Source organism: Amycolatopsis speibonae, assembly GCF_042647925.1.
GTDB classification, from domain to species: Bacteria; Actinomycetota; Actinomycetes; order Mycobacteriales; family Pseudonocardiaceae; genus Amycolatopsis; species Amycolatopsis speibonae.
In genome coordinates this window covers 1-9,445 of the sequence record NZ_JBHRWK010000109.1, presented here as the reverse complement: position 1 = coordinate 9,445, position 9,445 = coordinate 1, and the positions used below count along the sequence as shown (strand labels likewise).

Here is a 9,445-nt window from a genome sequence, read left to right as displayed (position 1 = left end):
CCGCGTCCTCTTCGAGATCCAACACACCTTGAAGTCGATCACGCGGTGGCCGTCCTCATACCCACGACACGCCGCCACATCACACACTGCTGCTGCCGTACTAAAAGGTGGAATACGCGGAGAAGTTCGCCTCGGAGATCCCCCGAACCACACTCGTGCGGATTCCGGAAGCGCGGCACATCCCCACCGAGAACGCGTCCGGCCGAGTTGCCCGCGCCGCGTCGATTTCTTCGCCGAGTAGACCCGTGCGTTCCGTTCTGTCAGTGTCGTGACGGATATCGGGCTGACATCGACCTGAAGCCTGGAGCGCGGTCTGGCAGTCTTCAGCACTTCGCGCAGGGCGGCGGTGATGCGGTCGATGTCGCCTCATTCGGCCGGCCAGGGGGCGCCGACCGGGCTGGCGGCGGCGTCCGCGATCGACGACTCATGATTTACCGTGGATAAACCGGAACGATCGAGAGCCACTGACGCCAGCTCAGGACGTGAGCAAACGCAAACATCCCAGCTGAGCACGACTGAGAACGGCCTGGGGCAAGACCTGCCGATTACCCGGAGGGTTCTTGGTTCGAGTCCAAGCGGGGGAGCAAAAGCCCAGGTCAGATGACCTGGGCTTTTTGTGTCTGGGCTCTAGGGGCGATTTAGTGTCGATTTTGACGATCGTCCAGTGATTGGCGACGGGGCCCACACTTGTTGTCGCAGGTCGTGGCCAGGCGACCAAGTTGAGCTGCGCCGGGCGATGTCCAGCGTTTTCGACGTGGTGACGCTCCGCAGCATGGCCTGCTTGATCACAAGATGAACCTGTGGCAGTCCTGTTGGCTCCGCCGATCGTCACGATCCCGACAGCACGCCCTTCGGCATGCCGGTGCACCTGGCTCAGCTGGCTTGCGGTTCCCCGCCCGTGAGATAGAACCGCGCGCCGGTGAGCTTCAGCGTGCTGGCGTGGCACAGCAGCACTCCCACCGGGTCCGGGAACTCGAAGATCGAGGGGGACGGTGACTCGACGTCGAGGACGCAGTAGATGAAGTACCGCGACCTGTATTTCACCGCCATGGCCAGTTCACCGCTGGGGATCTCGACGGGGTCGGTCAGGCTGGAGCCTCGTGCCGCCTTGACTTAGATGTAGATCGTGTGCCCGTCGGCATCGATGCTGCGGCTGTCGAAGTTGGCCGTTGGTTGTGCCTTGCTTTGCCAGATGACGTGCTTCTCCGGCTGGTAGCCCAGAGCGGCGACTCTGGCACATTCCTGGCGATAAGCCCACGCTTCGCCGCGATCACCGGCCTCCCGATACCTCCGTTGGTGGCCTCCCAGTCGACATGGCCGCGCGAGCCGGAATCCGGCACGGGGTTGGCGGTCGTTGCGAGAACCATTATCGGGTCGGTGACCTTCGCCCGTGCTTTAGCCAATGCTGCGCTCTCGTTGACCGCGCGAATCGGCACGTTGAGAACGACCTCAGGCCCGTCGATCACTGCGGACATTCCATCGGGCAGCTCGATTGGTGGCTGTAGATGATGGTCGTTCGAGGGGCGGACCGCGAGTGTGACCGCGTAGCCGCGATCGGGTTCAGGCCCCTCTGTCAGATTGCTGCTGGTGGATGTGCGATCTCCAGGTGCCGACGTCATACCGCTCAAGTCGGCACGACGGTTCATTCCGTAACGCGAACCTCACGGAGTACTTCGCCCGGTTAATGAGCGCAAAGGCACCACCGCTTGGCGCCATCACTCGAGAGCGAGGTTTCCAACGGCTGCGGACGCGTTACCGTCAGGCAAGTATGTCGACCGCGACAGATGGGGTGCGATGAGACGATCCGTAGTCGGGCTCGTCGCGGCTGCAGCGTCCATGGCAGCCGTCGGCTGGCTTTACCAGCTTGTGGGGCAGCGCCGCGACGAGCGTCAGTTCTCTCCGCCCGGCCGTCTCGTCGATGCCGGCGGCCGTCGACTGCACATCATCGAACGCGCGGGGACAGGGAACGGGCCTTCGGTCGTGGTGCTGCCCGCGCTCGGTACCCCTGCCGCGGAGTGGCAGAAGGTCTTCGCCGCCCTGCCTGCCGACATCACCGCCTACGCCGTTGACCGCGGTGGGATCGGCTGGAGCGATCCGGCACCTTCACTGCTGCGAACACCACTCGTGCTCGCTGAAGAAGTGACCGCACTACTGGACGCGCTCGAGCTCTCCTCGGTCGTGCTGGTCGGCCATTCCTACGGCGGGATCGCCGCGCGTGTGACCGCGGCTCGTCATCCCGGTCGTGTTGTCGGTCTGCTACTGGTGGACTCGTCCCACGAACAGCAGGCGCGGCACCTGGCCCAGCACGACCCGAAGATTCCGCGGAGCGAGATTTGGCGTCGGGCCGCACGGCGGCAGATGCGGTCACTCGGCTGGTACCGCGCCTGGCACGACCTGACCGGGCGGCGGGCACTGCTGCGGGAAGCCGTCGACGAAGTGGGGGAGCAATTGGCGCCGGCGGTAGTAGCCCGGTCGTTACGGACTGCGAGCCGCCGCGCGGTCGTGGGCGAAATGGTCGGGATCGCTCTCGCTCCGTACGTCACCCCGGACTGGACCCGACGGCTGGGCGACCTGCCTACGACTGTGCTGACCGTCGGAGATGGACATGGCTGGGGACCGGCCTATCCGACATGGTTCGAACTTCACCAATCGTTCCTGGCCATGTCCAGGCGCGCAAGACATGTCGTGCTGGACGGCACCGGCCACCACATGAACCATGACGTCCCACACGAAGTCGCGGGCGCGATCACCGACCTCGTCAACGAGGCACACCGTCATGGAGCGCGAAACGCTTAACCGCACTGACTGCAGCGGTCGTGGTCAGGGCTCGCCTGCAGCTGAGGTGCAAACAGCGCAGACCTGCTTTGGCGACAGCCGCTGATACGGCCGGGTCTGCATCTTCGCGTGCCTCTCCTTCTGGATCGGCAACACGATCGCCAGTTCTGGCTCGATGCGGATCAGCTGCAGCGGACAGAGCGGATCGCTGCCGCTGTTCACCACTGATTCGGTCAGCGTGCCGCCTACGGCGACACCGTCCAGTTGCCTGCCCGCGCAGCCGATCGGTAGGCCGACGCTCCGCAAGGCCTCCGGCGCCCAAGCTCCGTATCAGTGAACGGTATCGGCGACGGGCCGCCTCCAGGTTCGCGGCCGCAGCCAGCCCGCTCGAGAAGGCGGCGGCCAGATCCTGGCACGTTGGGTGCGGAGCGTCTGAAGGACAGGGGCTTTCCTTGATGGCGTGCTCGGTCGTGACGCTCGATGCACGGGCGGGTCCCGGTGGGTACTCGCCAGTGCGGCATCAGGAAGGTCGCCCTCGGAGAAGAACCGCTGCAGGGCCGCAGAGGGCTCCGGGCATTGCTGGCGGAACGGAGGGTCGGGTCACATCGCTCGGTGCAGTGAGCCGTGTCGCTGGAAGGCAAGGTATGCGGGAACTTGGCGTGCGCGGACGTCTTCAAGGTATTGATCGACCCATTTGTAGTCGGGGTTGTCGGCGGCCAAGTAGTAGGCGGCGTTGTCGTCGATATAAGGCTTGTCACGGGAGCGAAGATTCAGATTGAGACTGATGCGATGGCCGGTTGTGATGGGTTCGGTTCGATGGAGGACACGCATGAGCTGGGCCAGGGTGCTGGCGCCGATGCGGTGCGGGATGAATACGAGGTCGGCCAGCGCGTCGCCAGAGTGGACTTTGTTGAGGCCTACGCCATCCGCCTCGCTGGTCGGAGAGAATGACGCTGGCCGCGTCGATCTCCAGGTGTTCCACGCAGCGCTCAGTAAGCAGGCAGAGGAAGTCCAGCACGTCGAAGTCGGCGACGAGGGTGTCTGCGAGCGCGACGAAGCTCCCTGGCAACGTGGCACGAACGAGAACACGAACAAACTCCTGCGGCAGTACCTGCCCAAAAGGACAAACCTGGCCACATTCAGCCAGGACGACCTCGACACCATCGCCGGGAAACTCAACAACCGGCCCCGCAAGTGTCTGGGATTCCGCACACCGGCCGAGAGTGTTGCCTTGACCGGTTGAATCTAAGGTCGCCCGTTTGAGGATCTCCACCTCCTCGGACAACCGGCGGTTCTCCCGCCGCAACCGCGCCAGCTCAGCCCGCTCGTCGGTGCTCAACCCGTCAGTGCGGTTATCCGCGTCCCGCTCGGCCTGCGCGACCCACTGCCGCACAGCAGTCTCGGTCAGGTCGAAATCCTGCGCGACCTGTCGAACCGACCGGTCACCGCGATCGCACACAACTCGACGATCTCAGCCTTGAACTCACCGGTGAACGACCGACGAGGCCGAGGCTTCTTCTAGCCCATGGTCTTCATGATGAACGACATCCTTCCGGAGGCGCATAGCCTCCTGATCTCAGGATGTCCGTCAAAACGGGTCAAGTCCACAGAGTGGACCGTGTTCTTGTCCGCGCGCCGGGCGACGCTACACCAGAAAGTTCTCTGGACGCGTACCCGGCGTTCGGCTGCAGCGCGAAAAACCGTCGCTTGCAAACACTGATCGCGTAGCGAAATTTACTTTCGACGGCTAAACCATCCTTTAGCGTGGTTCATCCTGATCTCTTAACGTGAGCGGCGACCACCCTGACGAACACAGGGGCTGTCACAACGGGAACCCGCCACCACTCTGCGCTACAAAAGCGGGTCGAACCAACCCAAAGCCCACCCCGGCGAACCACGGACAGCCTGAACCGGCGGATTATGCCAACCGGCCTGCCCTGAGGTCACCCCGGAACAGGGGTGGCGCTCGAAGAATTGTGCTGTGATCATCTGCTGGTCGCGGCCGAACGAATACGGGCCGCACATAAAATTGCGTCGCATAGCACGTGCGTCGGCCCCTGAGTAAAGGAAGAAAACCGGCGCTCATCGCAGATGAGTAAACCCGTTTACCTAGCTAAAGGAGTGTGCCGTGTTCCGTCACGCAACCCGGAAAACCGCCGCCGCGGCTTTGCTGCTGGCCGGCTTGAGCGTCGTAGCTATTCCAACCCCCGCAGTCGCGACACCGAACACCTGCGGAGGTGTCGTGTCCGACTACACCGGCACCGTCCTGCCGCCCGTCCCCTTCACTGGCTTTCTGACCGTCGTCATCGAAAACGTCAACTACAAGTACCCGATCTCCATCACCTCACAGGCACCGAACAGCAACCTGCTGCAGGTCAACGCCACCCTCCCCTCCGGTGACGAGGTGTCCTCGGTGGGCGGTTTCACCCTCGACGTCGACACTCTGGGCAAGGGAATGATCAGGTTTCCCTCACCTACCGGATCCGGGAGGAGTGTCAACATCGTTTGCAGCAGCCTGCTCGGCACCCCTACCACTCGGGTCACCAAAATGATCGGCAAGATGACCGACCCGACTGTCGCCAACTCCACGTCCGGTGACTTCAACGTCAGCCGTCCCGGCATCTAGCCTTTCCGTACGAGGGGACGGCGCCCCGCACCATTCGGGCGCCGTCCCCTCGTACGGCAGTCGGTGGAGTACCACCAGGGGCACCAACCGTGTCTGATCGCATGGACGGAGTGTACGCCTCTGCATCAACTCAGGGGCTCTAATTCGAGAGCCCGTTCGAAAGGTGGCGTGTTATGGCGTACTACTCGTTCTCTCGAATTCCTGCTCGGCTCACGGTCGCCTTGACAACGGTCATGGCGGCCTTCTTGTCACTGACCTCGTTCGCTGTCGCTTCCCTCGAAGGTTCAGCGTTCGCATGGGGCTACGACGCTTTCGCGCAGTCCACAGTGCCCGCGGCGGCCTCGTCGGGAGTGACCGCGATTTCCGCCGGCGGCTTCCACAGCTTGGCGCTGAAGTCCGACGGCTCGGTCCTTGGGTGGGGCGACAATTCAAACGGGCAGTCCACGGCCCCGGCCGAAGCGATGTCAGGAATCGCCGGCATCTCCGCGGGCAACTCTCACAGCCTGGCGCTGAAATCGAACGGGTCCGTACTCGCGTGGGGCTTCAACTCCTATGGTCAGTCCACAGTGCCCGCGGCGGCCTCGTCCGGAATCGCCGCCGTCAGCGCCGGCTACTTCCACAACCTGGCGCTGAAGTCCGACGGCTCGGTCGTCGCATGGGGCGCCAACGACTCTGGTGAAGCCACCGTCCCACCCTCGGCCACGACTGGCGTCACGGCGATCGCCGGTGGCGGCGCACACAGCCTGGCACTGAAGTCAAACGGTGCCGTCATCGCATGGGGCGCCAACGACGCCGGTCAAACCACGGTTCCGGCCCAGGCCGCATCCGGAGTCATCGCCATCGCCGCCGGCGGCGCGCACAACTTGGCGCTCAAAACCGACGGATCCATGGTCGCATGGGGCGCCAACGACTTCGGCCAAACCATCATCCCGGTCGCAGCCACTGGAATCAGCGCCATCTCCGCCGGCTACAGGCACAGCCTGGCATTGAAGCCAGACGGCTCGCTACTTGCCTGGGGACTCGATGACAAGAGCCAGTCCACAGTGCCTACCGGCACCACAGGACTCGTCGCGATCTCCGCGGGCACCTTTCACAACCTCGCGCTACGCCCACCCGCGGCCGACCTCGAAGTGAACTTGACCGCCCGGCCGGAACCCTTGCTGTCCGGGAAAGTCGTCTACTCCGTGACCGTCAAGAATTACGGCCACAGCACCGTCCAAAGCGCCGCAATCACCACACTGCTACCTCTGGGAGTGACGGGGCACACCAGTGGCTCGTGCGTCTACAACAGCGGGCCCCGCACTGAAACTTGCACGATCGGCACCTTGGTCATGGGCGCCACCACGACAATGTCCTTCTCCGCCCAAGTCGCGCTGCTCACCCTCGGCCCCTTCACCGCGACGGCAGTCCGCTCAACCAGTTCACCGACTGATCCCCACCCTGCGAACGACACCGGATCCGCCACCTGCACGGCGATCACCACCGTGATCATCACCTGCTGAGTTGGTGCGGGGGCGTGGGCTGTCCGCGGTTCGGGCTGACCAGCCGGCCGAGCGGGACCCGTCGGGTGAGGCGTGCCGATTTCCGTGTCTGGCCGACGCCGAGGACAACATGACCGGCCAGTCAGCAGTTGCACGCGACACGACGGCTGGGCTCCCTCGGCGATCGGTCGGTCTTTGGCGAGTTCGATGGCGTTGTGGAGCAGATCCTGTGATCGGCGCATCGTCATGGAGCCGCTGAGCCGGCGTTCACCGAGCCCTCCGCCAAGCTGGTGAGGCGTTCGGCGGAGTCCACAGGGGCAGTCCGGATGGCGATTCGCGCACCCAGACGCGGATCGCCTCTGCCAGGCGGCTCACGCAGGGCCTCCGTGAGCCGCCTGTCTTGCTCGCTGTGCGTGGTCGTGAGCCGCAAGGGCCTCGTGCGCGCGGGGCCCAACTGCGCCCAGAACTAGCTGCCGGGTACGCCGGGCTGGAGGCCGAGATCGGCCATCGGTTCAGCAACGACCTGTCCATGGCGGGCGTCATCACCGCCGCGAAGCAGGCAAGCCCAGTGAGCTGGTCCGTTCCCGGTTCGGTGGATTCGGAGTGAGGGTCGCCCGGTCTTTCGGGAGACACGAGCACGGGTTCGACACGCTGCCGGTTTACCGAGGAGTACAAGGCGCAGGCGGTAGCGTTCGATGATCATCGGCCTAGTGCCGAGGTCGCACGCGATATCGGCGTGCGCGAGATGACACTGGGAAATGGATGGGGAAAGACAGGGAGTCCGACGACTCGGCGGGTCGGCAGGTGGAGGATTCCGAACGCGCCGAGCTGGAGCGGTTACGGGCGGAGAACGCCGAGCTGAAGATGCAGGTCGGGTTCGCAAAAAAGTTGCGACCTGGTTCGCGAAAGACAACCAATGAATTCGCTGCGATCGCGGACTGGGCGGATTCGGAGAACTTCCCGGTCGAGTTCATGGGCCGTGAGCTGGGTGTGTCCCGCTCGGGCTACCACGTCTGGCGTCGCCGCGCGCCCAGCGACCGCGAGCAGGCCGACGCGGGCCTGCTCGCGGTCATCAAGCACCTCTACGAGCGGCTGCGCGGCAACCCCGGCGTGCGGCGAACACACGCCGGGCTCGTCACGCCCGGGCACACGGTGTCCCCGAAGCGGGTCTGGCGGCCCAGGTGCCAGCCTGCGAGGACGCCACCCCAAGCCCTGGAAACACACCACCGTCGCAGGTCAGACGCCCGTTCCGGCACCCGACCCGATCGGCCGCGACTTCACCGCCGAGGCGGTCAACCAGCGCTGATGCGGGGACATCACCTACGTCAAGACCTCGCGTGGCCGGTTGGGCCGTCGCCGAGCACACGCGCACCGGCCTGGCGAGGCCGAAGCGGGTCGTGGGGGTCAGGGTGTGGCCGGCCGGGTGCCGTCGAGGAGGGTGACCGTGACCCACTCCCAATTTCCGCGGAAGGAGCTGGCCTTGCTGCCTCCCCAGACGTAGAACTTCACCTTTTCGCCCGCACTATACTTGGCCAGTTCAGCCATGAGCATGTCCGGGTCCTCGAGCCTTTTCTTGCTCTGCGGTCCGTTCTCATCGTAGATGGCGCCGATCACGTCGAATTTGTGGAGTGCGGGAACGGCGGTGGGTCCCTCGCCGACGAACTCCTCTATCTGAGCGCCGTCGCCGTCGGTGTCGGTGTCGCCAACCGACACTGCCATGGAGGACTTGGCGATGCCGAGTTGAGGAATGGGGCACAGCCCCTTGTCGTCTTCGCCTGCGCACCCAGGATCTTCGGTGACGGGATCTTCGGTGACGCTGGAGTGCTGGACGGGGGTGAGGGGTGCGGCGTGAGCTGGGGCTCCCAGCAGGGCCGCGACAGCTACGGAAGCTGCGAACAGAACGGCCGGGCGTCGGATGGACATGGTTCTCCTCAACTAGGTGTAGAAGGTTCCGCGACAAGTGGACATGCTTGGCGGACAGCGACAGGAATAGCCGACCGAGGAGCCAGGGGATGAGTGTGGGAGCAACTGTGCTGGGGCCGCGCCGCACACGTCTCGACGTTCCTCGTGTCATCCGTCAGCACATTGTGGACCCTGTAGACCAGTGAATGACGATTGAATGGCTGGTGATAACCGGTCGAGGGGGGTTTCAACCCGGTTGGGCAAGCGTGCTGGACGGGCGCCACTCACACCGATATCGTGCCGTCTGCCGACGGGAAGCAGCGACACCGCCGACCGGTTCGACAGCGAGATCGACACGCCTATCAGCGTCCCGGAACATGCACGGAACAGGCCCCGCGAAGCGCCGCCGAGATTAGCCCATAAACCCAGGTAGAGGGTTTTTTGTCCAGGCTCCAGAAGTGCCGCAACGGAGAGGCTGAACCCGCCAGGTAGTTGTCTGGTGGCGGGATCGGCAGGTACGCCGGTAAACGGGATGCCGTAGGCGAGGAAGTGAGGTCGTCCCGGGGAGCCGGACACCGGGGTTTATGCCACGAGGGCGTGGTCTTGACGATAGCTTATGCGGGTTTCGTGGGGTGTTCGGTAGTCGAGTGTCGAATGTAGA

At 64.3% G+C, this 9,445-nt stretch carries 8 protein-coding genes and 1 pseudogene; 6 read left to right on the top strand and 3 right to left on the bottom strand.

Features of this window, described 5'->3' with window-relative positions; genetic code table 11:
• Nucleotides 1-873: 873 nt before the first annotated feature.
• Nucleotides 874-1,050 (bottom strand): hypothetical protein, encoded by a 177-nt coding sequence (locus tag ACFOSH_RS41965; protein ID WP_378247032.1) that lies wholly within the window; start codon nt 1,048-1,050, stop codon nt 874-876.
• Nucleotides 1,051-1,794: 744 nt separating this feature from the next.
• Between ACFOSH_RS41965 and ACFOSH_RS41960 the strand changes: the two genes are divergently transcribed.
• On the top strand, nt 1,795-2,796 hold the full coding sequence (locus tag ACFOSH_RS41960) for an alpha/beta fold hydrolase (RefSeq protein WP_378247030.1): 1,002 nt from the start codon (nt 1,795-1,797) through the stop codon (nt 2,794-2,796).
• 24 nt (nt 2,797-2,820) lie between these two features.
• Here the strand turns inward: ACFOSH_RS41960 and ACFOSH_RS41955 are convergent, their stop codons facing one another.
• Nucleotides 2,821-3,081 carry a hypothetical protein gene (locus ACFOSH_RS41955; RefSeq protein WP_378247028.1) on the bottom strand — a complete coding sequence of 87 codons (261 nt, stop codon included), beginning with the start codon at nt 3,079-3,081 and terminating at the stop codon, nt 2,821-2,823.
• A gap of 318 nt (nt 3,082-3,399) precedes the next feature.
• Here ACFOSH_RS41955 and ACFOSH_RS41950 point away from each other — a divergent pair, with 318 nt between their 5' ends.
• The 5 genes and pseudogenes from ACFOSH_RS41950 to ACFOSH_RS41930 all read left to right on the top strand — a co-directional run bounded on the left by ACFOSH_RS41950 (nt 3,400) and on the right by ACFOSH_RS41930 (nt 7,489).
• Nucleotides 3,400-3,726 (top strand): hypothetical protein, encoded by a 327-nt coding sequence (locus ACFOSH_RS41950; RefSeq protein WP_378247026.1) that lies wholly within the window; start codon nt 3,400-3,402, stop codon nt 3,724-3,726.
• A 106-nt stretch (nt 3,727-3,832) separates the two neighbouring features.
• Nucleotides 3,833-4,018: pseudogene (locus ACFOSH_RS41945) on the top strand (transposase); the annotation flags it as partial.
• Nucleotides 4,019-4,903: 885 nt separating this feature from the next.
• Nucleotides 4,904-5,401 carry a hypothetical protein gene (locus tag ACFOSH_RS41940; RefSeq protein ID WP_378247024.1) on the top strand — a complete coding sequence of 166 codons (498 nt, stop codon included), beginning with the start codon at nt 4,904-4,906 and terminating at the stop codon, nt 5,399-5,401.
• 173 nt (nt 5,402-5,574) lie between these two features.
• Complete coding sequence (locus tag ACFOSH_RS41935) at nt 5,575-6,903, top strand: hypothetical protein (RefSeq protein ID WP_378247022.1); 1,329 nt, start codon at nt 5,575-5,577, stop codon at nt 6,901-6,903.
• 388 nt (nt 6,904-7,291) lie between these two features.
• Entirely contained in the window at nt 7,292-7,489 is a 198-nt protein-coding gene (locus ACFOSH_RS41930; protein ID WP_378247020.1) for a hypothetical protein, read from the top strand.
• Between the two features lie 797 nt (nt 7,490-8,286).
• Here the strand turns inward: ACFOSH_RS41930 and ACFOSH_RS41925 are convergent.
• A complete protein-coding gene (locus ACFOSH_RS41925) occupies nt 8,287-8,805 on the bottom strand; it encodes a hypothetical protein (protein WP_378247018.1) in 519 nt (172 codons plus the stop codon).
• Between the last annotated feature and the right edge of the window lie 640 nt (nt 8,806-9,445).

Coding starts and splice junctions, on each gene's coding strand:
- ACFOSH_RS41925 (WP_378247018.1), bottom strand. CDS start 8,805: ATGTCCATCCGACGCCCGGCCGTTCTGTTCGCAGCTTCCGTAGCTGTC.
- ACFOSH_RS41960 (WP_378247030.1), top strand. CDS start 1,795: ATGAGACGATCCGTAGTCGGGCTCGTCGCGGCTGCAGCGTCCATGGCA.
- ACFOSH_RS41935 (WP_378247022.1), top strand. CDS start 5,575: ATGGCGTACTACTCGTTCTCTCGAATTCCTGCTCGGCTCACGGTCGCC.
- ACFOSH_RS41965 (WP_378247032.1), bottom strand. CDS start 1,050: ATGGCGGTGAAATACAGGTCGCGGTACTTCATCTACTGCGTCCTCGAC.